Consider the following 20,268-nt stretch of genomic DNA (forward strand, 5'->3'; position numbering starts at 1 on the left):
TGGCCGCAGGTGGAAGTGGGCAAAAGAAAAGCCACCGAGCTGGTGGCCTTCCGATTACAGTGAATCTTCTTCGTCTACCGCTTTCAAGTCCGGGAACTCTCGATACACCGCATCAGCAAGTCGCTGCTGTTGTTCTTCGGTCAGTTCATTCCAGACCTCAGCTCCTTTCGGGCCATCTCCTTTTTCGGGGATGTATGACCACAGCTTTGCGTACAATTCTTTGCCTACGCCATCAAGACATTCGGCCAGCTCGTCAACACTCCAGTGTTCCAGCAGCCCAGGCATTTTCACAGACATAGTATTCCCCTCAATTAGAATCAGAAGTAGTGCAGTTCCAGGCGACTGACATTTGCTGGTCATTCATTGGCAGTGGGAATGAGCCTTCTCTGTAGCCATGACCAATGAGGGTGCCAATACGTTGGGCTACATCTTCAGAGCGGATAACGTCATCAAGTGAGATCTCATCAGTGTCCACGCCTTCCAATGTGATGCTGATATTTAGATGTTTATACATGTGCTTTATTCCGTTGTTTTCTTATGGCTCTTATTATGACAACAACGGATCGGGGATAAAGCCCATTGAATAGGGTGAGCCAAGGAAAGCGGTGATAAGATATAGAAAACAAACGCCGGAGGTATGGTATGGATTGGCTTTTTGAACACGGCTTTTTGTCATGGAGCGGTGTGCTGGCGATTATCGTTGTTGTTTACCTCATCTGGACAGAACGCAAACACGCAAAAACCCCTATGGGTAAGCGGCACGCCGAATTTAACGAAGAGATGAAGGAACGAGCGCGCGCCCTGCGGGAAGAAAAGAAGTCTCGTAGGTAGTTTCAGCATTTCCTCACCCTCAGCCCGTACAATAGGACTTGCACCCCTTGAGAGTGCGACTACATTTACCCACTGGTCATGGATGACCACAGGGTCAGAACCGAAATCCAACTATAGGGATATGAGCCTGACCATTTCTCTGTGGCGAGCCACCACTCGCCTCTTTTTCTATACCGGCATCCACCCGTTTCCCGAAAATTTCCCCCTGACCGTTTCTATACCGGTTTCGCGCCGCTTCCCGGAGGCTGGCATCATTCGTCGGTGTGCTCAGGTGACGATCGACGAATTGAGGGATTGGGGCGGCGGTGACGTTTTCCCTGCGGGTGAATCGAGCGGAGGGTGCTGTGTGAAAGCGACGGAAATTTAGGGGTTGAATAAATACGGTGATTGAAGCGCGCCCTCCACCATTTCACTCCCTTACAGTTCCCCCATTCCCTATGCGTAAACGTACCCATATTGACTGACCACTATAGACAGCAATCCCTATGTGTTTCTCTCCTACAACGCTTAATAGCGCGGTCTCTTCCTCTCTGGGATTTGCTTTCTTACTTCTGGAGTATTCGTTACTCCCTATAACGGTTAGTGGTGAATAGCTGGTTGTGGTGTCTGGGTGTTTCTCTTCTGATAATCGTGGAGGTGTGGGTAATGGCATGTCTCCTTTTCCTGTATTCGCCTCTCCAGTTACCTCTTGGGGATTTCGCTTCTCGGTGGCTTGATGCGTTGTGAATCGCGGATGTGAAAGTAATGGCAGTTCCCCCTATAGCTTATTCTCTCTGTAGCTTATGCGGGTTGCTTCTCCCGCCAGTGTTGGTGCTGGATTATCTGGGCTGGCTGAATCTTCCGGGCATGTGGGTAATGGCGTGTCTCCCTTTCCAGTTTCCGCTGCTGTCTATGGTGATTGGGGTTCTGGGTTGCCTGCAGTAAGTCGGAGGGTTGTTCTCTGATAGCCTGACGAAAGTGAGGTGGGTATTTGCGGTTATAGGAGTGTGGGTAATGACAGTTGTGCCAGGTTCTTTATTGCCTTAACAACTTGTTTTCTTATCTGGTGAAACAAATTGTTTGCTATCCCATATAACGCAACGGGAGCGATTCTCAGCGTATCTATCGAGTGGGTGGCAATGGTATTGCTTTAAAGAGATGTCTCTTCCCTGGTGTGGTTCTGGCGTTTCCTTGACGGGTATAAGTGGAATGACTGCAACAGATCAACTTTTGGGGCAAAAAGAGGGTATGGCGTTGACTTTTTGTTGATCGGTTATTTATTTGTTTTCTTATGGGTGAATATACCCATAATCCCAGGTGGTAACTGGTGTGAGCCTATCCGTTTAGTGTGAAATGGCCAGGTCAACTTGCTCTTATAGAAAAGGTCAATAATTGACTTGCTTGATAAGTGGGCAACGTCATGATTTAGTGTGATTTCCGTGGTAAGAGGAAAGTAAAAATGAACGTTTGGACATGGTCAGGTAAGTATTTCGGCTACATAACCAATGACGATCTGTATACATACAGGGGCAAGCACGTTGGAAAGTTAAGCGGCGATGAGATTTATGGTGCTGATGGGCGTTACTTAGGCGAATTGAAGAATAAAAGGCTTATCGTCAATCGCTCCAAGCAACACCGTAAAGTCGCTCGGTTCACTCCGAGGAATAGATCGGGAACAACGAGATACGTGAACTATGTTGGGTATGCCATGTATATGGGCTACCAGGACTTCCCCCAGTGGGACACCTTTTAATGACCCTCGGGCCAAACTCAGTTTCAATATTTGGCCCTCAACTCCGAATAACACATTACATTAAGCTCAAGGTCGTACCAGATTGCATCACCGGTCTTCGATTCGTGTTGAGAGATGCAGGTATACCCATAGCTTTCTAATGCTTGGAAAGAGCTGCGAGCGATACAAGCCGAATAGTCTCTATCCCAGCCGTTGCCATTCCTCCCCTCGAAGCGATCATGTCTATAGTTCGCCTTCAGGAACTCATAGTGGATCTGTTCAGTGACCATGAGCACCCCCCTTTTCCGCAAGCAGCTGCGCCGCAAAGTCGTGCATGGTTTTGCTGACCTCAATGAAAACTCCGTCGTGCCGGCTAAGACGATACTCGGTCTTCTTACCACCGGCAGCGCGCTTACGCTCATGTTCACGTTGCTGCTCGTTGTCCCAACGAAACATCTGCATTCTGGTAGCTGGCTGCACCTTGTCCACTTCAACCTGCTCTGGCACTCTGCCTTCATTCACCAGGCGAATTACCAGTTCACGTTTTGATAACGCCATGCCGTTGTAGCGGATGTATTTGTTTAAGTGACGATCCGCACGTACTGCCCGAGCTGCTGCCATAATGCACATGATTTATTCCTTTGTTTTCTAAGTGGTGTAATTATCTAATGCGTGAAAGCGGGAGCGAAGTCATAAAAAAAGGCTTCCGAAGAAGCCCTTTATTTAGCTGATGCGCTTAAAGATACAGACCGTCACTGTTACGCCGGTGTCCTCAAACTCTCTCTCAAATGTCTTACCGATCACACACGCAAATCGACGTTCATCAATCCACTCTGTCAGGTTTGGCACACCAGGCAGGACTGCCACCAGCCGGCCACCAACATTCAGATGTTCCAGAGCGGTGAGTGTGTGAGCTTTGGCACGGCCTTCGGAGTAAGGCGGATTCATGGCGATCTTATCGAACTTCATCTGGGCATAGTCTTTCGACCAGGCAATGAAGTCGGCGTTATGAACATCTTGGTAGCCTTTCTCTTTTAAGATTTCAGCAAACAACGGAGCCACTTCAATGCAGGTCGCGAACTCGCTTGCCAACGGAACGGACGCCAACAAATCACCTCGACCAGCTGAAGGCTCAAGCAGTGTTTCGCCTGGCTTCATATTGAGCGCCGCCGCAATATAATCTGCGATTGTTTTTGGGGTAGGGTAGAACTGGTGGGCAACTACATCCGGTATCTGACCGGTGGCCATGATCATGCTAATGATGTTGCCAGGCTCATATGGGAATTTAAAGCAATGGCTGCTGGTTTGAACGCCGCCGATCCGCTTAATGACAGCGTCAGCCTTCTCTATCTCTGATTTGGATAAACCATGATGACTATACGACCAGCTGCCGTAACGATTACTCATCGTTGATAACGCTCTTCTCGCCTGGCTGCTCACTTCCGTGTGAACATGCCCAAACTCTTTTGGCGGGGCGCTCTTTGCAGGTGGCTTACGAAGCTCTGACGGGATCGAGGCCGGCATGGCCACCGCCAGAACTTCATTGAGTTTCCAGGCTACGTCCGGGTGAACCTGAATGTGCAGGTTGCCGTTCTTGAACATCTTCACTCGCATCAAGTTGCCGTCGATGCTGTACCAGGTGTTCATTGCCTTGTTGTCACGGTAAAGCGCGCTAAACACATGACGTGACGGCGCCACCTCTGTAATTTCCTGATGCGCGAAGAAGTGAAGCATCACTCGCAGGTCGTCGAGCACATCCTCTTTGCGGTGGTTGATTGAAACGCTGTCATTCCAGTAGTCGGTAAAGACATAGGAGATGATCATCTTTTCAGAAAAGCCAAACACCTTGTTAGTTTTGTGGTGTGGGCTGAGTGCCTTGAATAAGCCATGCACACGCTCGACCAGGTACTTGTGGCGGTCATTCAATAACGAGACCATTGTCGGCACAACTGTTTGAAGGGTGAACTCCGGGACGCCTACATACTTCTTAGCTCGGTACGTGTCCTTGAACATTCCCGTTTTGCGTTCTTCGGAAACTTCTATCTTCCCCTGGATAAACTGCTCTCGCCATTCCTCGCGGCGCGCAGCTGGCATGATCATTAAGACATTGGTCATTTCCGTAACCCGCTGCCAGTAACGCGCGTGAATGTTTTCCTTCACATGCTGCAAGTTAACTTTGGAGAGGGTGCTTCCCGGGCGCGCATTGCAATCTGGCTGGTGGTTCAGTTCCAACAAACGATTAATCATCTGATAACGGTCATCACCATAAACGTAGCCGTGCACCTCGTGCATCAGGGCAATCTCACGATCGCACTCAGCTACGATGTTATTGATTATCGCCAGCTCTTCGCGGAATGCCACGCTGCTGCCAGGGGATGATGCTTCGATGATTGAGAGTGCTGCGCTCACTTACCAACCATTAAACAAATTGTTTTCTTATTGGTGTTATTATTCCATATAAGACACGACATAAAACAATTTGTTTACGGCGTCATGCTAATTGTAAAATGTCAAGACTTTCAACGGTTGAAAAGGATTTTAACCATGGCTTTCGGGCTTCAATGCTGGGATGCAAGCGGCAAACTTGTCGTCGATCTCAGTGATTACAATTGCAGGTATATTGGAACCTATGACATCACAATTCCTCGGGGGCAGAACTCGGCAACTGTCGGAGTAGCAGGCATCTCAGCAACCACCGCATTTGGTGCGATAGTCAAACCGAACTTATTTATTGAGGCATTTGCTGAAGCAAGCACGAATGCAATTACAGTCTACCGGTTGTTTGGGACGAGTTATGGCGAGACCTATACGGTCGAGGTTTACAGTTACGCATAAGGAGATGCAGTTATGGCAATGGGGTTTGAGGTACACAACAGTGCAGGGGCACTTCAGGTTGATTCGCAACACCGAAATACACTAGTGAGTGATGTCCGTAACATAACCGGTCTTACTGATATTGGTTATTACATGGTTAAAAATCCATTTGGGGGTGATTACCCATTTGGCTTTCTGAAACCGGCCGATAGTCCAGTTCCGGGATATTTATACTGGGTTCAGCTTAATCCGGGCGCGTTCTGCTTCCCTGGCGCCCAGTCCTTCCAGAACAACAGCGGTCGTATCTTACGAACAAGCCGAAATGTACCTATTCAAAGTGGCTATCTTGATGTTCTTGATGCTAATGGAAACTTAGTATGGAGTGCCAAAAGCGCTAACCTTGCACCACGCATCCGGGGATTCCTTGAGCTGAAACCAAACTCGAACGTTGACAATGTAACAGTCTCGACGTCTCCCGGTTTTAACCCTTGGTTCTTAATGAATGCAGTACCAGGTAATATTTCAGATGATGGCACGGTTACTGGATATTCTGGGGTGATCATCCGCTGGACAGGTTCTGAGTTACAAGCTCGCTACGTCAGCAAATACCAGAACACTTTCGCCAACTCTTTCGGCAAGCGCGTTGGGCTTCGCATTCCATATGCTCAGTTCGCAGACTACTAACTTAGGGGCAATTTGCCCCGTTTAGCTTGGCGTTATGCAAAAGACGACCTAAAATAACTGTATATACGTACAGTTATCATAGTAAGGCCGTCAAATGTTTGCCCTTGTTGATGCAAATTCGTTCTACGCTTCATGTGAGACCATTTTTCGACCTGACTTGCGCGGGAAGCCAGTTGTGGTCTGTTCTAACAACGATGGCTGCATCGTGGCACGGTCAGCTGAAGCCAAGAAATTTGGCATAAAAATGGGTGATCCACTGTTCAAAAACGAGCGTTTCTTTGAAGAGAAGGGCGTAGTGGTCTTTTCCAGCAATTATGCTCTGTATGCCGACATGAGCCGACGAATGATGACCATCATGGGTGAGATGGCGCCAGGCCAAGAAATTTACAGCATTGACGAAAGTTTTCTCGATGTAACAGGCATTTCCAGTTGTATACCTCTTGAAGATTTTGGGCATCAGCTTCGAGATCGCATCAAAAAAGAAACGTTTCTAACCGTAGGTGTGGGGTTTGCGCAAAGTAAAACTTTGGCAAAGCTGGCAAATCACGCTGCCAAAAAAATGGTCAAAAACAAACGGGGTGCTGGACTTATCCAGCCCGGTGCGACAGCGCAAACTGATGGCTCTCGTCGATGTAAGTGATGTCTGGGGTGTTGGGAGCCGATTAACTAAGAGGCTCAACCAGATGGGCATTGAAACAGCGCTACAGCTGGCACAGGCCAACACGACGATGATCCGCAAACATTTCGGTGTAGTGCTTGAGCGCACCGTCCGTGAGCTGAATGGTGAATCGTGCATCCCACTTGAAGAGCAGCCGCCACCAAAGCAGCAGATCGTCACCTCCAAATCCTTTGGGCAGCGCGTTGAGCGCCTGGAAGACATGGAACATGCCGTTTGCACTTATGCCGTTCGTGCCTCAGAGAAATTGAGAGAACAAAAATCACGTTGCCGGCTTATTACTGTTTTCATTGCAACGAGCCGCTACGCCAATGAGCCTCAATATGGCAACAGCTCTTCGATCACCTGCGAGTACTCGACTGCCGACACGCGTGACATTGTAGCGTTTGCCATGCAGTGTCTGAAAAGGATATGGCGTGATGGCTATCGTTACGCGCGCGCGGGTATCATGCTCGGTGACTTCTTCCAGGGCGGTGTCGCTCAATTGGATATGTTCAGCGAGCACCAGCCGCGAGCCAAAGCAGATGAGCTAATGGGTGTCATCGACAAGATTAATAAAACAGGGTTGGGGAAGGTTTGGTTCGCAGGGCAGGGGGTTGATAACCAATGGCAGATGAAGCGCGAGATGCTTTCCCCGCGCTACACCACATGTCTGAAGGAATTACCGATCGCTTACTGTAAGTGACGCATCCCCCAAACCGGTCGCGGCCAGAATAAGACGTGACATCTTGCCCTTAGCCACTGAGTTGAGATCGCGCCCATCGGCTGGGTATTTCGCCCACTCCATCAGCTCGAAGAGGTCTGGCAAATCGACACCCTCGCCAGAAATAACTTCCGTGTATAGGAACTGGTCGAATGGTGTGACGCAGTCAGTGCCGTCCTTTGGGTCATTCTCATCGAGCCACACCTTGCGCGCCGCTCTCACTGCCTCGCGGAATGATCGTGACATGGATTGTAGAGATGACAGCTGCCAGCTCTGCTTGTACAAATCACGCGCCTGAATCACCTGAGCGTGTGATTCTTCGAGCATGGCAATACGGTCTTTGGCTGCGGCCAGTTGAAGAGCTGGCGTCTCTCCATCATTACGCTGGATAGTGACCGTGAAAGCCCCCATTTCAGGCAATTGATATACCAGCTCATAATAGTTTTTGGCCGGTGTGTCCTTAAACTCCCTGGCGAACATCATTGCTGCCATACCTGACATCGGCCCACTACTTAGGAATTTCAAAAGTCCACCAGCGGGTGAGTCCATTTCATCGCGCATTTCCTCGGCTTGCTCTTGCGCTTTGTGCGCATACCAACTGTTAATATCGTGGTTGAGAAGCTCTTCGGTTGGCACACCCTTTAGAAACGTCTCCATCAACGCCTGGCGATCGAGTGTGCTGGTGGTCTCATGCTGCATCTTGTTCACTCCACGCAGTCTGGATAGTGCGCAGATGCTTCAAATGGCGCGCCTTGAAGCTGGTGCTCAACTGCTCATAGCCCCACACTAATTTTGCACGGACAATGTCGGCCAGACAGCCCTCCATCAGGCCAAAGATTTCATCCATCATGAACTCTTTTTCAGCGAGGTAGATCGCAGCGAATCCGTGGTCATGCTCAACGATGGAAGAGGTGTTATGCAGCAGATCACACAGCTTAATCACCATCGTTTCTTCATCGAGGCTATTAATCAGCGCGCGGCAGTTGATAACAAAACGCTGTACGCGGTTGCCATCTTCTTTGCCGGCTTTATTAGTCAATGCGTCAACCTTCCACGCAATACTCTCGCCAAACGCCTCTTTCAGATCGTCAAAGGTCAACTGAGTGTCTTCAATGACATCGTGAAGATACGCGGCCGCAATCATGTCTCTGGTTCCGCCATGCGCACGAACCAGCTCGGCAACAGCGGTTGGGTGGGTGATGTATGGCTCGTTAGTGTACTTGCGGCGTTGACCAACAGCGCCGTGAGCAGCGGTCGCATAAGTGCGAGCTTTGTCGATGATGATGTCCATAATTTACCTAAATGAGATGGGCGCCGTAGCGCCCATTTTAAATTAATGAGAGGTCGTTTTGTTCAGATCGTAGCGGTTGGTGATTTCACGCATCCAGAACTCAATGCCTGCTTTATGGCTTTCGAGTTTGTCAGCCACGGCCGACAAAGCTTTTACCGTGGAACGAGGGTTTGACCCATCCAGAACCGGCAGCTCGATATTCATACTCGCGCTTAACGATGCCAGAGCGTCACCCATTGCTTTGCAATTGGTGGCCTGCAGATTGGTCTGGGCATTAAGACGGGCTACTTCTTTTTCCAGTTCTTCTGCACGTTGGTTTGAGCCTACAGTGCTATCACCAGTACGCGGTGCTTTGTTTGCTTGGGCTTCATCGTCAGCTTTAATAAGCAACTCCAGCATCATCTCCGGGTCTTTCATTACCGGCATCAGGAATTGCAGTGCTGCAATAGCTTGCATAGGATGCACATTCTCTTTGCTGACGATCGCGCGAGCATGTTTGGCCACTTCTGAGAGGTTGATTTCAGAGGTGCGCTCTTCAGATTGCTTGGCGGCAGCTTTTTTTAATTCGCATAAAATACACATGTGCTTTTCCTTGTTTTCTTATTGGTGATAACAATTTGTTTTCTCGATGGATGTATATTGCCACCATCGGAGAAGGCCACTAAGCAATTTGATTCGGCTTGGGCAGGGGGGTAGAGCGACTAAAAAGGCGTCCGAAGACGCCTTTGGTTACTGCTTTTTCAGTAGCGGTAGGAGAATGACAACTGCTACCGCCAGCAATGCGCCATCGGTAAGCACAGACAACAGCCGGCTGGCAAAATCAACCATGACCGCAAGCAGTGCAAAAAATCCGGCAGCACCGAGGCGAATGTTGCGGATCATCAGAGGTAAGGATCGAGTGAAAGCTGAAGTGCCTGAGCAATCTTCTTCAGGGCTTTCATTTCATCTTCACCAATGCCATCGTTGTCAGCAATATCGATACACAGGCACAGAACGTCCACAGCATCCGTAGTGCCGGCAATATCTTCTAACTTACGAAGAGCTTGGGCCGCCGCCCGGCGCGCGCTTGCTTCGAACTGCTGACGCACGTTAGAGCTGAGCTGAGCGATCTCACCAGCGAAAGGCGCAAATGAAGGAGTTGCGGCCATGGTCTTTTCAAGCACAGCGACTTCTGCTGGTGAGCAGTCGCCATCGAAATATGAAATGTAGTAACCGCCCCAGACAGTCGCTTCAACCGCGTCGCGGTTCTCCATTTTTTTAACTTCGATTACTGCTTTACGGGTTTTCTTTTTCAGCAAACCAAACATGCGTTTTTCCTTTGTTTATTTAACAACTTGTTTTCTAAGTGGTCATATCGTAGCGCGCCCAAAACGGGGTAAAAGCACTACGTTACGGGCTAAAAGAATCCGAGCGCTGCACCCAGGGGCGGAATGAAAATGCCGATTACTCTGGCAATCTCTTTGCCTCCCCAGAGGGGCACCGGGATGTCAGTCATGAAAACCTTCACGAGATTGGTGATCCACGAAACAATCACCACAAAACCAAAAAGCACTAAGCCTTTGAACCACATCAGGCGTCTCCTTTAATCGAAGCCAATCGTTCCACCTGAATCGAAGGAACTGCCTGAGTCATAGCTTCCACAGCCATGGTCGAATCCACTATGGCTCCCGTGGGAAGAATGGTGGCTGGTGTGGCTGGAACTGCTGCTGACGGAGCAACTGCTTGCGGGGCTGCTATGGTGCGAACTGCTGGCACTCTGAGAGACGCTGGCGCGAGCTGGAACATCGTCGTTATCGATGTACACAAAAGGCACATGGCTAACATCACTAACAGGGGCTGCGCTGCGCGTCGAAGTCGTCGAAGCTGGTACTGCTGCATGAGATTTTTCCTTCCCTAGATATACTGGCGGATCGGACAACCCCCACAACTCCACTTCAGAACGGCCACGTTGCTTCTCGACATGCTGTACACCGGCTGCGGTGCCGAACGTAACCAAAGCATCGGACAGGCGATCGCAACGTGACTCAAGTTCACGGATGCGGATTTCCATCTGCCGAAGCTGGCGCTCGAAGCGGCGCTTGAAGAACAAATAGCTGATCATTTAGTTTCCACTCGTTTCCAATCGCAGGCGAGCTGGTCAATCATCGAAGCCAGGTAATCAACCACCTTGCCATTAGGAAGAACCATCTCTAAACCAGGAAATACGGTGTAACCGTCTGGCTGGTGGACTTCAAAAATGTTGAGTGGAAGGCCGAATAACACTTTGCCTTCAGTTTTCTGGTATTCGCTTGAGCTGATCACCCCGGTGCGGAGTCGTATGGATGTGTCGGCAGGCCATTTCTGACGTGCGAAGGAGGCGCCGGTTTTAATGCCGGTCAAAACGTCTGCGTAAGACAACAACATGTTCACAAACGAATCCCTTCTTGAGACACAAAGAGTTACGGCTGGGCGAACCCAGCCGTGTTTGTGCTCCGTCCATGGAGCAAGCGCTAAACCAGCGCCGTCGTCGTCCTGACGCGGTTAATTTAATATTTTGTATGTAGGTAGTCAACTACTTATTAAATGATTGTTTAAAAACCCCCTCATAGGGGGGTAAGAGCTTTGATAATGGATGCCCCAAGCTGGCGCGTATTTAGATCATTGTTGTTTGAATTGACGATGCTGACATCGAGTGCCTCAGCTATCTTCCTCAGCATTGGTTTGACTGGTCTTGCATCCATATCGTTAACCTTAACGGAAATGGAGCCACTTGCGTGTTGGTTAATTACATACTTTTCGAATTCGGCGGATTGTACTATTTTGTCTTCACTGTTTGGGGACATTACGACCTCAAAAGTTGCTGCAACGATTCCCCTTTTCGACCAGTTCCGAAGATAACCCGACCAGATATTCGCTCTTAAGTTCGAGCTTTCTTTGAATGAATGAGCACTCCATTCACCGGCCTGAATCGTGCCATCTTCCATTCTGAGTTCGACGTAAGCATGACGAGACTCAACTAGTCTTGCTTTAAATTCTTCTTCGTTTTCAGGTATGAAGGTCAATTTCGGCTTCTGCCCCGGAACAATTTCATAAGCATCTAGCAGTCGTTCGATTACGCTTTCAGGGGTTTCAAAGCCAACTGCGTGTTTAGCCAGCCTGGTATAAATGTGATCACTAATGTTTAACTTTTTCATGTAACACCCCAAAATTTCCATAAACCAAATCATATATGATGAATGGAATAGATCAAGGAGATTTGGAAATTTCTCGCGCGAAACAAGTAAGTAATTGAAAAATATATACATTACCCAGAATGGGTTTAGAAGTGAGAAACCGAACGAATGTGAGGTTTCCCTCGAACGGAGTGAGAGGTTGTGTGTTCTGGATATAATTCACCCAGGGAAGCAGGGTTGAAAATCCCACGCTAACCTGAGCAAATCATAGCCAGAAACTATGACCGAGATCCAATGCCAGTCCCGGTTAGGAAGGTTGTGGGCAGCAATACCCCAGAATCAAGATCCTTCCTCACTGTAGGAGGGGAACACCAGACACCAACCTCTTGGAACTCGTCTGGTTTCGACAACCTACAGTGACTCCTTTTCTCTCCTGCTTTGATTCTCCCTCTCCCCGAGCGGCTTTCGCGTCCCGGTTCGATCGCTGGTAACAGGTTCCTTTAAGCAGACGCCAGCGCCATAATCCTCCACCCATCTGCCGAGCCATTCCGAAAAATGACGGCGGGATGTTAGCACTGGTAGATCAGACGGTAAATAGCTAAATGGCTATTTAACAACGTTACTATTTTAAGCGGTGGCTTTCTGCTCAGTGCGTCCGTGAAGTTGAACATTCAGCCCATGAACTTCGTTGATTAACTCGCCGATCAGCTGCTCAACTTCATTTGTATGCTGCCCACCGCGGATCGCCTTAAGCGCCCACTCATAAAGCGTGAATGACTGATCGCGGCTTTTTAGTAGCTGACGTGCATTGGCGAGAAAATCAGTGTCGATCAGTGCCACTACGTTGGTAGGGTGTGCCATGTGTAATTCCTTCTGATTGATGTCCAGCGATCATAATTTTTCTGGGAAGGTGATCTATCAAAAAACCCAGGTATGACAAGGGCTGGTGGTTTGCTTACGACCGACCTGCTTCTCTATAAATAACTAACCAGTATATAAATATACGGAAGCAGGTTGGATAAATTGGGTTTGTGGTGGTGCTAAGCTGCCAGCTCCAACGTGGGTTGTTTCTTCTTGGAGGGGCGCTTCTTTCTGATTGCTTTTGAAGGATCATAACCACCCAGCTCTTTCATTACTGGCAGTGAAACCTTGCGAAGAATGTGCCCAGCTTGGTGGCAGTGGCCGCGGAAGACCACCAGCATACTCCCACCAGGGTTTTCACGTACTTCTACCAGCCCCAGCTCCACGTCTGGTTCAAGAAAGGCTACACGCCCACCGGTCAGCACCACCGTCTCATTAGCTGATTCAGTGGCGAACTCATACCAGGCGGTATCAAGTGATTGGGGGATCAGCATTACTGTCGATACGCCGCGACGCTGCTCACGCCTAGCTGCCTCTATCCAGGGTCTAATCTTGGAATACGGCGGATTGAGAAAAGCATTGGTGCCTGGCTCGCCCCATTCACAAACAAGCGCGTCTCTTTCCTTGCCTATAAAGTCAGGCAGCAACGCGTTGCCGGCATCACAAGCCACGTCAACGTTAAACTGTATGCCCAGGTATTTCTGAATGGCCTCAAATAGCCACCGCGGAGTGCGCCACAGGTCGCGCAGCTCTTTGTCACGCTCGCGCTTTTTAATCTTCTCTGCGGCAATCATGATAATCCTCTGTAGGTAGTTAACTACCTACATGATCGCAAATTATTTTTCCGTTAGCAATGCAATAAGGGCGCAAAGCGCCCTCATGTTATCTACGGTTTAGGACAAGCATACCTTCTGATTTCTCGACGACTTTATATTTTCTAAGGGACTTAAGAGTTTTCATGCCAGCAGCTACGCCCCCAGAGGCCAAGATCACACTGATGGCTGACGTGGTAGCGCCAATTCCCAGCACCGACGTTGCGCCAGCACCTGCCAGTGCAGCGGTGGGGGCGGCAACAGGGGTCGCGGTTCCACCAGATCCCATGGTTATAAACGCTGCGCCACCCGCCACGATAAGACTGGCGGCTACGACTGCCCATGCAACTGAGCCTGTCGCGTGAATTTTTAATGTTTTCTTAGACAGATCGCCGGTGATGGTAATAGTGGATTGGTTAGATTTTATTGCTTCTGCGAGTTCTTTCTCAGTGGTTACTGTTGTCATTCCCTCTACCCCAGAGTGGTATTGTTTTTGTTTGACTATATCAGCATGAAAAATACGTTCAGGGAAGCGCGAGGGAAGCGTTTCTCGCGAAGTGGGTGGGTTTGTATTGCTTATTTGCGTTAAGCCCACAGCGTCCTTCCCGTGGGCGAATTTAGATGGTCTCTTTATTCTTCCGCCATAAACTTTTTGACGATAGGAGAATCAGCATTAAGGGTTAATGATTTCCCATCTTTCTCAGCGATACCCAGCGCCGGAAATACTGCCATCATTTGGCCAGCCTGAGTGGAGGCAGTGCCAACTGGATAAGGCTTCTCTGGATAGCTCATCATAGCCAGTTTGAGGCTATTGCTGCTGGCCGTTTTGTCAGCGATTAATGAGTGTAACGAAATACGGGTATACACGCTCAGATCCGGGCCACCACTGAACCAGTGCATAATGTTTTGAATTTTGTCCATTGCCTTCACTGGAGCCTCGTTGTAGCACTTCATGAAATCCTCGCGCTGCAGGCCAGCTTTCTCAAAGAAGGCATCGTCCTTACCGTCAAAGGTGAATCGAGCACCACGAGGTGTGCTGGCTTTTTTAGGCTTAGGCTCAGGTTGCTTTTCCTCCAGAACTTCAGGTGCTGCCGGTTCTTCAATCACCGGGAGAATATTCTCTTCGCCACCAGCCAAAATCTCCGTTGATTTCTCTGGCGGTGTGGCCGTGTTCGACTCTTCTAAATCAATGATCACCTGCTCCATATCACCTGAAACAGCAGCTGTCGTAACCGGTAATTCGTTTTCGATCTTTGCCGCGATGCTCTCTGGTGTCGATGTGGCGGCTTCAGCTGCGTTCGTTTCCAGCTCATCGAGCAAAGAATCGATGCCTTTCATCTGAGTGTCAGCGGCGGCTGGGGTTTCATCAAGGGATGCCAAGATCGCAGACAGAGCATCGAGATCAGAAACGTTTGTTTGGGCTGCGTTGGACATGTGCTTTTCCTTTCTTTGTTTTAAATGTACTTCGTGATGACAACTATTTTGCCAAACTGAGTTAGGGGAAAAAGCAATTAAGTTAGGCTCAGAAATATTTTGAAACCGTCATAGGTTGGTTTAACATAGTTATCCCCTCTCTATAAAATTTAATTTAAGTATGAAAAAAACAATATTTCTTTTGGTTGCAGCCATCTGTTCCTTCCCTGCAATTTCATCCTCAGCAAATATTTTTTCTGTAAATGATTACCTTAAATATCATGAAGTTGCATCCAAAGGCGTAACGAATAGTAATGTGCAAATTTACAAGGCATACCTTAACGGTGTCGCCAGTGGTTTTAATACTTCAAATGCCTTCTCAGACGTCATTAATCAAAAGCCCCTTTTTTGTACACCGAATAGTTTAATTATTAATGGAGATATGTTGGAGTTGACATTGCAAAGCTACCTCAAGGGGGAAGAAGGTCAACGTGTCATAAAGAATATGGGAGATAGTCCACTTGAAGCTGCTGCTCTCAAAGCTTTTATTACTATTTACCCATGTAAATAGGCCGCTTAGCGCGGCCATTGTGCAAGGTTAGAAAGATAGTTGGAATAGACCGTATTTCTCGCGCGCAAGGAAGAAGCATTCCATCATCAGATCTACATCGTAGAGGGCGCTATGCGCTTTCTCCGTGTCATAGACCAGCCCCAACGCAAAAGCCAGCTCTTGCAGACGAGGGCGCTTCCCATCTTCTGTAGCCCACAGCCCCTCTAACATCGTGTCAAACATGGGCTTGTCTGGCATGGTGTGACCAGAGAGATTGAACTCATGTTGCAGGAACGGGCCATCAAAGCCTTCTCCATTGTGAGCAATGTAAAAGTCGCTGGCGTCCAACATCGCGATAAGCTCAGGGGCTTTGTCTTCAAAGAGTGGAGCGGTGGCCAGCATCTCTAATGAGATGCCATGCACCTTTTGCGCTTCTGGTTGGATGGTTCGCCGCGGGTTAAAGCGCATCTCCAGGCTTGCTATCTTCTCTTTGGTGATGATGTTGTAGGAGGATAGGGCGATCTCGATGACTCGATGGCCACCGCGGAAGTCCAGCCCAGTTGATTCAATGTCCAGCCCGGTTGCGATCATAATTTTTTAGCTCCTTTGACAATGGCGTTTTTGGCAAACGCAGCTGCCTTTTTGATTGTCTCGGTCTGCGTGTCACACACGACCTTGGCCAGTTCAGCACCGGTGGTGACGTTTAGAACACGCATCGTTTTGTCGTCGAGATCAATGCTGATGAAAATAGTGTTGCCGCCTGGCATAGCCAGGTGCATGGGAAAAATGGGCTTGCCTGGTTCGTTAGCAAACTGAGTCATCACCTGATTTAGAATTTCGCTGATGGATTCAGTCAGCAGCCCCTGGACACTCTCAAACACTGCGCGGATGGCAATTCTTGCCTCACGAGCAGTCAGAAGTTTTGACTCAAATTCGGTCACCACTCGTTCGAGCGCTTCAACCGTCTTCCGGTCGATTTCATCCTGCAAGAGAAGGTCGGTGGTCATGCTTGTATTCCGTGATCATGTGGTGCGCGTATTGTTGCGCACCACGAGAGGGGTTCAACATTTAGTGCAAGGCGCTATCAACTGGCCGCTTGTGTGCTTCTGCGGAGTTTCGGATGTATTGGCCAAATGAAGTAATCCGCGCATCCAGATCCGTTAAAGTTGGCGGGAAAAAGCCGACTGCAAGATTCCGCTTGTTCTCAAAGAGGTTGAGATTGTTCAGTTCGCCACACACCAGCGCATCAATTCTGCGAACATACAAAGGGTCGAGAGAGCCTCGCTGCTCTCGATCTTTGTCCTCTTGAGAAAGCGCGATCCCCGGGCGCAAACCAACAATCACGTTGTAGTTCGCAATTGCGGTTCGCGAACACACCTGTTGAATCTCATCAAACAGCGAAACACAACGATCATCATTAACCTGGTGGAAGAGGTCGATGGTGTAGGCCATAACGTCAATTGGCGTTCGATCCATTACGAAACTGCCTGAGCCATTGGATTTGTCGGCAATGTGGTTTGCGACGGCCAGCTGCACCTGCAGTCGTTCGAAGAGAGGCATTTCTTTGCCAACCACAACGCCTAGCTTACTCATCAGCGCGCCAACGCCAGCATCGACAAACTTGTAACCGTACTTAAGTGCGAGACGCTTGGCTAAAGTCGTTTTGCCCGTTCCCTGGGCGCCAGCCAAACCTATGTGATCCATTCTTTATCTCCATAAACAACTTGTTTAAAGGCTGGCGTTGTTTCCGTTTCCTCTTGCACCACTAACGTCTCAAGGGAAATCAGATTTGCGGCGGCCATTTCTTCCATGGGGAAAAAGGTATCTGCATCGGGCACTTCAACATCAAGGTGCGTCAGATAAACACGATAGACGTATGGCATGGCGAGTCGATAGACCTCAGCTCCACCAATGATGGCCACCTCGCAGTTTGAATAGACCGACAGCTTCGCCACATCTGACATACCTCTGAGATGGGCGAATCCAGCCGGTACACGAGCTGCATCACGGCTGATAACAACGTTGACACGGTCAGGCAGTGGCTTACCCAGGCTTTCCGCTGTTTTACGCCCCATAACAACAATCTTACCGGTCGTCATGCGCTTGAAAATTTGCAGATCTTCTTTGCTGCGCCATGGCAGCTGATTCCCTTTTCCGATGGCGCCGTTCTTGGCCACCGCAGCAATCATAAACATGGTCACTCTCCCTTTCGGACGACATAACAAACAGGGCGGTTTGGGTGGCTTGCCATTACGCTGACAAACTCTTGGCTGGCGCCTACCGCTGCAATAAGTCGATCGACCCGATGCTCCTGCAAAGTCTTTTTCAAAAAAGCTCCGTACTTGGGCGTCATTCCGCCGAAGTAAAGCCAGTCGTAATCAATGCCAGCCCCTTTTAGCCATTGCTTCGTAGCCTCACTCAATTTGGCTGAGCGATTTGAAACCAAAGCAATCTCTGCCCCGGAGCGCATGAAGCCCCGGAGCATTCGACTGGTGGGGAAGATAAGACCATCGCCCATTACCAGACGATCATCCTCGGCCGACAATGAGCTGCGGTGATTTACCTCAGCCAAAACATTGTCGATCTCACAAAAAACAATCATTCCCCTGGCCATTGCTACACCGCCACCGGAACCTTGATCCATGGCAGTGGTTCATAGCCTTCAACCACGACGCCATCCCAGCGGAAATCGTCAATCTCTTCCCATGCTTCGGGAAGGATGACCACCGGGTCAGAGCTTTTGGGGATCTCGCGCGCCTGAAGTTCTTCAACCGCCTCTTGGTGATTGTCATAGAGATGGACGTCACATCCGTAATGAGTCAGAGACGCGGCCATGTGTCCGGTAATTTGGGCAATGAAGTGAGTCAGGATGCCGTACCCAGCAATGTTGAAAGGCATACCGACAAACACATCAACGCTGCGCTGCATTACCGTAGAGCAAAGAACTCGCTTTGGAATACCCAGGCTGTCCATCAGCTCGTCATTAATCTCAGTGCCAGAATCCAGCAGCTCAAGCAGGCGGCTATACATGCTTTCATGCCCGTACTGAGAGTGCGTCCGGCCGACATCACTCGCCATCGACAAACGGGTTGGGAAATCCAGCTCACGACTCCACACGTAAAACGCAAAGTGGCAAGGTGGCAGTGCCATGTCTTCCAGCTGAGCCACGTTCCATGCACTCATCAGCATTCGGCGATCGGATGGGTTAGTGCGAAGCGTGTTAACGATACGCGCCAACTGGTCAACGTTTCTGGTGACAAGGGAACGTTTGTCGTCGATTTCAGTTTCAAGCAAGTAACCGCGCTCAAGATATTTTTGTAGATCGCTGCTAAGGATAATCCGGGTGTCTTCCAGGCTGCGCCATTGCTTTCCGTAGACCGGCCCGAGGTCATCGTTCTCATCGGCCCATGCGTCCCAGATTTTGACGCCATGCTCTTTCAGGAAGCCGATATTGCCAGTGCCTTTGAGATACCACTCCAGCTCAACCAGAAGAGGTTTGAGGTTGGTTTTTTTGCTGGAAACAAGTGGCACTGATGCACCAGTCAGCAGGTAATCGGTTGCTAAGAAACAGGTTCCTTTTGTGCCGGTTCCAGTTCTGTCGCCAGAGGCCATGCCTTCTGATTGAACCCGGCTAATTACTGAACGGTATGTGTAATCCGTCGCCAGGCCATTAGTGAAAGGTTTGTTGAGTAAACTTGTCATCTTGGTTTATTTGATAGGTAGGTGAATACCTATCTTATAATAAGTAAAAAAAGAGCGCCATCAAAGCAACCCTATAACTTAAAAGCAAAAAAAAAGACGCCCAGAAGGGCGTCTATAAATCAGATATTCTGATAAGGTTTATTTCGCATAAGAATCAAATATACCTTTATAGCCATTTAACTACAAGGCGCATCTTCATAATTCCTTCACAATAGTAGACGTCTTAGCCGTCGCAACAAAGCCAACCAGATCAGCTTCACTGTAGGTTGGTGACTTGAGGATTTTGCCATCTGAGATGCTGAATCCGATTCTTAAATCAGTACCTTCACAAGCACGGAAGCCCAGATCTGAATGGTCGTACTGGCAGCGATCCACCGCCACAGCCCGCTCTGCATCGTCACCCGGCCACAGCTTCGTCATGTTGGAACGGTGAACTTCCGCCACCAGCTCTACAATGTTGATGTCCATTAAATCAGCCAGGCGATAGGTCATGCTGCAGGCGACATAAAGCATGTTCAGGACTCGGCGCAGCTCGTTAATAAGAGCACCTTCTGACAAATTCTCTGACTCAATTTTAGTCGCAAGAGCCTCAAGCTCATCAGCGACTTTGCCAGCTTCATAAAACGGTAGCTTCACATCATCGATCGCTGCGGAAGTCATAGACAAAGTCTCATGGAATCGACCTACGCTTTGATCCTGGGTATAAATACTCATCCCCATAGGTGCGCCGCCGCGGATCGCCACCATAGTGCCAATACCGACATAGAGGAAGTCGGCCATCGCATCCAATATCTTCTCTAAATTTGAGTTATCGGCAGCTGGGATGCCTTCTTCAACAGCTTCTTCGCGAATAAGTTTTGCACGTAAGCGAAGCAGCGCCGGTGTTGCAGCTATACGCTGAGGATGCTGAAACAGCCCGTGGAATTGGTTAACCATCTCATAGATGTCCAGAGTATGATCGCCATAACCCGGATGCAGCTCGTAAAGATCTGGCTTGAAGCCGACAACTTTGTCACCGAACAGCTTCACTTTGTCCATAATGCCAGTAAACATCTTGTTTCCTTATTT

General features: G+C 49.1%; 30 protein-coding genes and 1 pseudogene. 7 read left to right on the forward strand and 24 right to left on the reverse strand.

Annotated elements, in window-relative coordinates; genetic code table 11:
• Positions 1–54 precede the first annotated feature (54 nt).
• Both ACOTX2_RS22155 and ACOTX2_RS22160 read right to left on the reverse strand, forming a co-directional pair.
• Complete coding sequence (locus ACOTX2_RS22155) at positions 55–297, reverse strand: hypothetical protein (protein ID WP_239687518.1); 243 nt, start codon at positions 295–297, stop codon at positions 55–57.
• 10 nt (positions 298–307) lie between these two features.
• Positions 308–514, reverse strand: coding sequence for a hypothetical protein (locus ACOTX2_RS22160; RefSeq protein ID WP_072931977.1), 207 nt, complete (start codon positions 512–514; stop codon positions 308–310).
• A gap of 128 nt (positions 515–642) precedes the next feature.
• Here ACOTX2_RS22160 and ACOTX2_RS22165 point away from each other — a divergent pair, with 128 nt between their 5' ends.
• The 3 genes from ACOTX2_RS22165 (at position 643) to ACOTX2_RS22175 (ending at position 2,563) form a co-directional block, all read left to right on the forward strand.
• Positions 643–831 carry a hypothetical protein gene (locus ACOTX2_RS22165; RefSeq protein ID WP_219989672.1) on the forward strand — a complete coding sequence of 63 codons (189 nt, stop codon included), beginning with the start codon at positions 643–645 and terminating at the stop codon, positions 829–831.
• A 121-nt stretch (positions 832–952) separates the two neighbouring features.
• Complete coding sequence (locus tag ACOTX2_RS22170; RefSeq protein WP_219989673.1) at positions 953–1,198, forward strand: hypothetical protein; 246 nt, start codon at positions 953–955, stop codon at positions 1,196–1,198.
• 1,071 nt (positions 1,199–2,269) lie between these two features.
• Entirely contained in the window at positions 2,270–2,563 is a 294-nt protein-coding gene (locus tag ACOTX2_RS22175) for a 4-fold beta flower protein (RefSeq protein ID WP_057057167.1), read from the forward strand.
• 258 nt (positions 2,564–2,821) lie between these two features.
• Here the strand turns inward: ACOTX2_RS22175 and ACOTX2_RS22180 are convergent, their stop codons facing one another.
• Together ACOTX2_RS22180 and ACOTX2_RS22185 are read right to left on the reverse strand one after the other, a co-directional pair.
• Positions 2,822–3,172, reverse strand: a complete 351-nt coding sequence (locus ACOTX2_RS22180) for a hypothetical protein (protein ID WP_057057165.1) — start codon at positions 3,170–3,172, stop codon at positions 2,822–2,824.
• Positions 3,173–3,265: 93 nt separating this feature from the next.
• Positions 3,266–4,951, reverse strand: coding sequence for a DUF4942 domain-containing protein (locus ACOTX2_RS22185; protein ID WP_219989675.1), 1,686 nt, complete (start codon positions 4,949–4,951; stop codon positions 3,266–3,268).
• A 135-nt stretch (positions 4,952–5,086) separates the two neighbouring features.
• Between ACOTX2_RS22185 and ACOTX2_RS22190 the strand changes: the two genes are divergently transcribed.
• The 3 genes and pseudogenes from ACOTX2_RS22190 to umuC all read left to right on the forward strand — a co-directional run bounded on the left by ACOTX2_RS22190 (position 5,087) and on the right by umuC (position 7,401).
• Entirely contained in the window at positions 5,087–5,377 is a 291-nt protein-coding gene (locus ACOTX2_RS22190) for a hypothetical protein (RefSeq protein WP_057057164.1), read from the forward strand.
• Positions 5,378–5,389: 12 nt separating this feature from the next.
• Complete coding sequence (locus ACOTX2_RS22195) at positions 5,390–6,040, forward strand: hypothetical protein (RefSeq protein ID WP_421625987.1); 651 nt, start codon at positions 5,390–5,392, stop codon at positions 6,038–6,040.
• Between the two features lie 94 nt (positions 6,041–6,134).
• Positions 6,135–7,401: pseudogene (gene umuC / locus ACOTX2_RS22200) on the forward strand (translesion error-prone DNA polymerase V subunit UmuC).
• Here the strand turns inward: umuC and ACOTX2_RS22205 are convergent.
• The 13 genes from ACOTX2_RS22205 to ACOTX2_RS22265 all read right to left on the reverse strand — a co-directional run bounded on the left by ACOTX2_RS22205 (position 7,378) and on the right by ACOTX2_RS22265 (position 14,969).
• The gene (locus tag ACOTX2_RS22205) at positions 7,378–8,118 is read right to left on the reverse strand and encodes a hypothetical protein (protein ID WP_057057162.1); all 741 of its coding nucleotides are present in this window, start codon (positions 8,116–8,118) and stop codon (positions 7,378–7,380) included. The pseudogene umuC and the gene ACOTX2_RS22205 sit on opposite strands and share 24 nt — an antisense overlap.
• Complete coding sequence (locus tag ACOTX2_RS22210) at positions 8,108–8,710, reverse strand: HD domain-containing protein (RefSeq protein WP_057057161.1); 603 nt, start codon at positions 8,708–8,710, stop codon at positions 8,108–8,110. The genes ACOTX2_RS22205 and ACOTX2_RS22210 overlap by 11 nt, the downstream gene beginning before the upstream one ends.
• A 42-nt stretch (positions 8,711–8,752) precedes the next feature.
• Complete coding sequence (locus ACOTX2_RS22215; protein WP_219989677.1) at positions 8,753–9,292, reverse strand: hypothetical protein; 540 nt, start codon at positions 9,290–9,292, stop codon at positions 8,753–8,755.
• Between the two features lie 147 nt (positions 9,293–9,439).
• Positions 9,440–9,592: a DUF3927 family protein gene (locus ACOTX2_RS22220; RefSeq protein WP_127353352.1), complete on the reverse strand. Its 153-nt coding sequence runs from the start codon at positions 9,590–9,592 to the stop codon at positions 9,440–9,442.
• A complete protein-coding gene (locus tag ACOTX2_RS22225; protein ID WP_057057159.1) occupies positions 9,592–10,017 on the reverse strand; it encodes a TerB family tellurite resistance protein in 426 nt (141 codons plus the stop codon). Before ACOTX2_RS22225 ends, ACOTX2_RS22220 begins: the two co-directional genes overlap by 1 nt.
• Before the next feature lie 89 nt (positions 10,018–10,106).
• Positions 10,107–10,280 carry a hypothetical protein gene (locus tag ACOTX2_RS22230; RefSeq protein ID WP_100245305.1) on the reverse strand — a complete coding sequence of 58 codons (174 nt, stop codon included), beginning with the start codon at positions 10,278–10,280 and terminating at the stop codon, positions 10,107–10,109.
• A gap of 12 nt (positions 10,281–10,292) precedes the next feature.
• Entirely contained in the window at positions 10,293–10,811 is a 519-nt protein-coding gene (locus tag ACOTX2_RS22235) for a hypothetical protein (protein WP_127353351.1), read from the reverse strand.
• Positions 10,808–11,113, reverse strand: coding sequence for a Thoeris anti-defense Tad2 family protein (locus ACOTX2_RS22240; RefSeq protein ID WP_421625991.1), 306 nt, complete (start codon positions 11,111–11,113; stop codon positions 10,808–10,810). Before ACOTX2_RS22240 ends, ACOTX2_RS22235 begins: the two co-directional genes overlap by 4 nt.
• Before the next feature lie 179 nt (positions 11,114–11,292).
• Positions 11,293–11,883: a hypothetical protein gene (locus ACOTX2_RS22245; protein WP_127353350.1), complete on the reverse strand. Its 591-nt coding sequence runs from the start codon at positions 11,881–11,883 to the stop codon at positions 11,293–11,295.
• A 606-nt stretch (positions 11,884–12,489) separates the two neighbouring features.
• Positions 12,490–12,723 (reverse strand): hypothetical protein, encoded by a 234-nt coding sequence (locus ACOTX2_RS22250; RefSeq protein ID WP_057057155.1) that lies wholly within the window; start codon positions 12,721–12,723, stop codon positions 12,490–12,492.
• A 179-nt stretch (positions 12,724–12,902) separates the two neighbouring features.
• Positions 12,903–13,517 carry a phage N-6-adenine-methyltransferase gene (locus tag ACOTX2_RS22255; protein WP_057057154.1) on the reverse strand — a complete coding sequence of 205 codons (615 nt, stop codon included), beginning with the start codon at positions 13,515–13,517 and terminating at the stop codon, positions 12,903–12,905.
• An 88-nt stretch (positions 13,518–13,605) separates the two neighbouring features.
• Positions 13,606–14,130 carry a hypothetical protein gene (locus ACOTX2_RS22260; RefSeq protein ID WP_127353349.1) on the reverse strand — a complete coding sequence of 175 codons (525 nt, stop codon included), beginning with the start codon at positions 14,128–14,130 and terminating at the stop codon, positions 13,606–13,608.
• Positions 14,131–14,165: 35 nt separating this feature from the next.
• The gene (locus tag ACOTX2_RS22265; RefSeq protein WP_057057152.1) at positions 14,166–14,969 is read right to left on the reverse strand and encodes a hypothetical protein; all 804 of its coding nucleotides are present in this window, start codon (positions 14,967–14,969) and stop codon (positions 14,166–14,168) included.
• A gap of 160 nt (positions 14,970–15,129) precedes the next feature.
• Here ACOTX2_RS22265 and ACOTX2_RS22270 point away from each other — a divergent pair, with 160 nt between their 5' ends.
• On the forward strand, positions 15,130–15,519 hold the full coding sequence (locus ACOTX2_RS22270) for a hypothetical protein (protein ID WP_219989679.1): 390 nt from the start codon (positions 15,130–15,132) through the stop codon (positions 15,517–15,519).
• 27 nt (positions 15,520–15,546) lie between these two features.
• Here ACOTX2_RS22270 and ACOTX2_RS22275 read toward each other — a convergent pair whose 3' ends face one another.
• The 7 genes from ACOTX2_RS22275 to ACOTX2_RS22305 all read right to left on the reverse strand — a co-directional run bounded on the left by ACOTX2_RS22275 (position 15,547) and on the right by ACOTX2_RS22305 (position 20,253).
• Positions 15,547–16,089, reverse strand: coding sequence for a 3'-5' exonuclease (locus ACOTX2_RS22275; RefSeq protein ID WP_057057150.1), 543 nt, complete (start codon positions 16,087–16,089; stop codon positions 15,547–15,549).
• The gene (locus tag ACOTX2_RS22280; RefSeq protein WP_416503119.1) at positions 16,086–16,505 is read right to left on the reverse strand and encodes a hypothetical protein; all 420 of its coding nucleotides are present in this window, start codon (positions 16,503–16,505) and stop codon (positions 16,086–16,088) included. Before ACOTX2_RS22280 ends, ACOTX2_RS22275 begins: the two co-directional genes overlap by 4 nt.
• Positions 16,506–16,566: 61 nt before the next feature.
• Positions 16,567–17,202 carry an AAA family ATPase gene (locus tag ACOTX2_RS22285; RefSeq protein ID WP_421625988.1) on the reverse strand — a complete coding sequence of 212 codons (636 nt, stop codon included), beginning with the start codon at positions 17,200–17,202 and terminating at the stop codon, positions 16,567–16,569.
• Positions 17,190–17,693: a dihydrofolate reductase gene (locus tag ACOTX2_RS22290; protein ID WP_421625989.1), complete on the reverse strand. Its 504-nt coding sequence runs from the start codon at positions 17,691–17,693 to the stop codon at positions 17,190–17,192. The genes ACOTX2_RS22285 and ACOTX2_RS22290 overlap by 13 nt, the downstream gene beginning before the upstream one ends.
• A 2-nt stretch (positions 17,694–17,695) precedes the next feature.
• Positions 17,696–18,142 (reverse strand): hypothetical protein, encoded by a 447-nt coding sequence (locus ACOTX2_RS22295; protein WP_127353347.1) that lies wholly within the window; start codon positions 18,140–18,142, stop codon positions 17,696–17,698.
• Complete coding sequence (locus tag ACOTX2_RS22300) at positions 18,115–19,200, reverse strand: thymidylate synthase (protein ID WP_057057145.1); 1,086 nt, start codon at positions 19,198–19,200, stop codon at positions 18,115–18,117. Before ACOTX2_RS22300 ends, ACOTX2_RS22295 begins: the two co-directional genes overlap by 28 nt.
• A gap of 195 nt (positions 19,201–19,395) precedes the next feature.
• Positions 19,396–20,253 (reverse strand): phosphoribosyl-ATP pyrophosphohydrolase, encoded by an 858-nt coding sequence (locus ACOTX2_RS22305; RefSeq protein ID WP_416503118.1) that lies wholly within the window; start codon positions 20,251–20,253, stop codon positions 19,396–19,398.
• Positions 20,254–20,268: the final 15 nt, after the last annotated feature.

The sequence above is a fragment of the Enterobacter cloacae complex sp. IR5412 genome, assembly GCF_049237385.1.
GTDB classification, from domain to species: Bacteria; Pseudomonadota; Gammaproteobacteria; order Enterobacterales; family Enterobacteriaceae; genus Enterobacter; species Enterobacter intestinihominis.

Coding starts and splice junctions, on each gene's coding strand:
- ACOTX2_RS22295 (WP_127353347.1), bottom strand. CDS start 18,142: ATGGATCAAGGTTCCGGTGGCGGTGTAGCAATGGCCAGGGGAATGATT.
- ACOTX2_RS22165 (WP_219989672.1), top strand. CDS start 643: ATGGATTGGCTTTTTGAACACGGCTTTTTGTCATGGAGCGGTGTGCTG.
- ACOTX2_RS22195 (WP_421625987.1), top strand. CDS start 5,390: ATGGCAATGGGGTTTGAGGTACACAACAGTGCAGGGGCACTTCAGGTT.
- ACOTX2_RS22265 (WP_057057152.1), bottom strand. CDS start 14,969: ATGTCCAACGCAGCCCAAACAAACGTTTCTGATCTCGATGCTCTGTCT.
- ACOTX2_RS22205 (WP_057057162.1), bottom strand. CDS start 8,118: ATGCAGCATGAGACCACCAGCACACTCGATCGCCAGGCGTTGATGGAG.
- ACOTX2_RS22305 (WP_416503118.1), bottom strand. CDS start 20,253: ATGTTTACTGGCATTATGGACAAAGTGAAGCTGTTCGGTGACAAAGTT.
- ACOTX2_RS22245 (WP_127353350.1), bottom strand. CDS start 11,883: ATGAAAAAGTTAAACATTAGTGATCACATTTATACCAGGCTGGCTAAA.
- ACOTX2_RS22155 (WP_239687518.1), bottom strand. CDS start 297: ATGTCTGTGAAAATGCCTGGGCTGCTGGAACACTGGAGTGTTGACGAG.
- ACOTX2_RS22225 (WP_057057159.1), bottom strand. CDS start 10,017: ATGTTTGGTTTGCTGAAAAAGAAAACCCGTAAAGCAGTAATCGAAGTT.
- ACOTX2_RS22270 (WP_219989679.1), top strand. CDS start 15,130: ATGAAAAAAACAATATTTCTTTTGGTTGCAGCCATCTGTTCCTTCCCT.
- ACOTX2_RS22230 (WP_100245305.1), bottom strand. CDS start 10,280: ATGTGGTTCAAAGGCTTAGTGCTTTTTGGTTTTGTGGTGATTGTTTCG.
- ACOTX2_RS22280 (WP_416503119.1), bottom strand. CDS start 16,505: ATGACCACCGACCTTCTCTTGCAGGATGAAATCGACCGGAAGACGGTT.
- ACOTX2_RS22175 (WP_057057167.1), top strand. CDS start 2,270: ATGAACGTTTGGACATGGTCAGGTAAGTATTTCGGCTACATAACCAAT.
- ACOTX2_RS22255 (WP_057057154.1), bottom strand. CDS start 13,517: ATGATTGCCGCAGAGAAGATTAAAAAGCGCGAGCGTGACAAAGAGCTG.
- ACOTX2_RS22275 (WP_057057150.1), bottom strand. CDS start 16,089: ATGATCGCAACCGGGCTGGACATTGAATCAACTGGGCTGGACTTCCGC.
- ACOTX2_RS22290 (WP_421625989.1), bottom strand. CDS start 17,693: ATGTTTATGATTGCTGCGGTGGCCAAGAACGGCGCCATCGGAAAAGGG.
- ACOTX2_RS22285 (WP_421625988.1), bottom strand. CDS start 17,202: ATGGATCACATAGGTTTGGCTGGCGCCCAGGGAACGGGCAAAACGACT.
- ACOTX2_RS22250 (WP_057057155.1), bottom strand. CDS start 12,723: ATGGCACACCCTACCAACGTAGTGGCACTGATCGACACTGATTTTCTC.
- ACOTX2_RS22160 (WP_072931977.1), bottom strand. CDS start 514: ATGTATAAACATCTAAATATCAGCATCACATTGGAAGGCGTGGACACT.
- ACOTX2_RS22180 (WP_057057165.1), bottom strand. CDS start 3,172: ATGTGCATTATGGCAGCAGCTCGGGCAGTACGTGCGGATCGTCACTTA.
- ACOTX2_RS22170 (WP_219989673.1), top strand. CDS start 953: ATGAGCCTGACCATTTCTCTGTGGCGAGCCACCACTCGCCTCTTTTTC.
- ACOTX2_RS22240 (WP_421625991.1), bottom strand. CDS start 11,113: ATGTTGTTGTCTTACGCAGACGTTTTGACCGGCATTAAAACCGGCGCC.
- ACOTX2_RS22190 (WP_057057164.1), top strand. CDS start 5,087: ATGGCTTTCGGGCTTCAATGCTGGGATGCAAGCGGCAAACTTGTCGTC.
- ACOTX2_RS22220 (WP_127353352.1), bottom strand. CDS start 9,592: ATGATCCGCAACATTCGCCTCGGTGCTGCCGGATTTTTTGCACTGCTT.
- ACOTX2_RS22300 (WP_057057145.1), bottom strand. CDS start 19,200: ATGACAAGTTTACTCAACAAACCTTTCACTAATGGCCTGGCGACGGAT.
- ACOTX2_RS22235 (WP_127353351.1), bottom strand. CDS start 10,811: ATGATCAGCTATTTGTTCTTCAAGCGCCGCTTCGAGCGCCAGCTTCGG.
- ACOTX2_RS22210 (WP_057057161.1), bottom strand. CDS start 8,710: ATGGACATCATCATCGACAAAGCTCGCACTTATGCGACCGCTGCTCAC.
- ACOTX2_RS22215 (WP_219989677.1), bottom strand. CDS start 9,292: ATGTGTATTTTATGCGAATTAAAAAAAGCTGCCGCCAAGCAATCTGAA.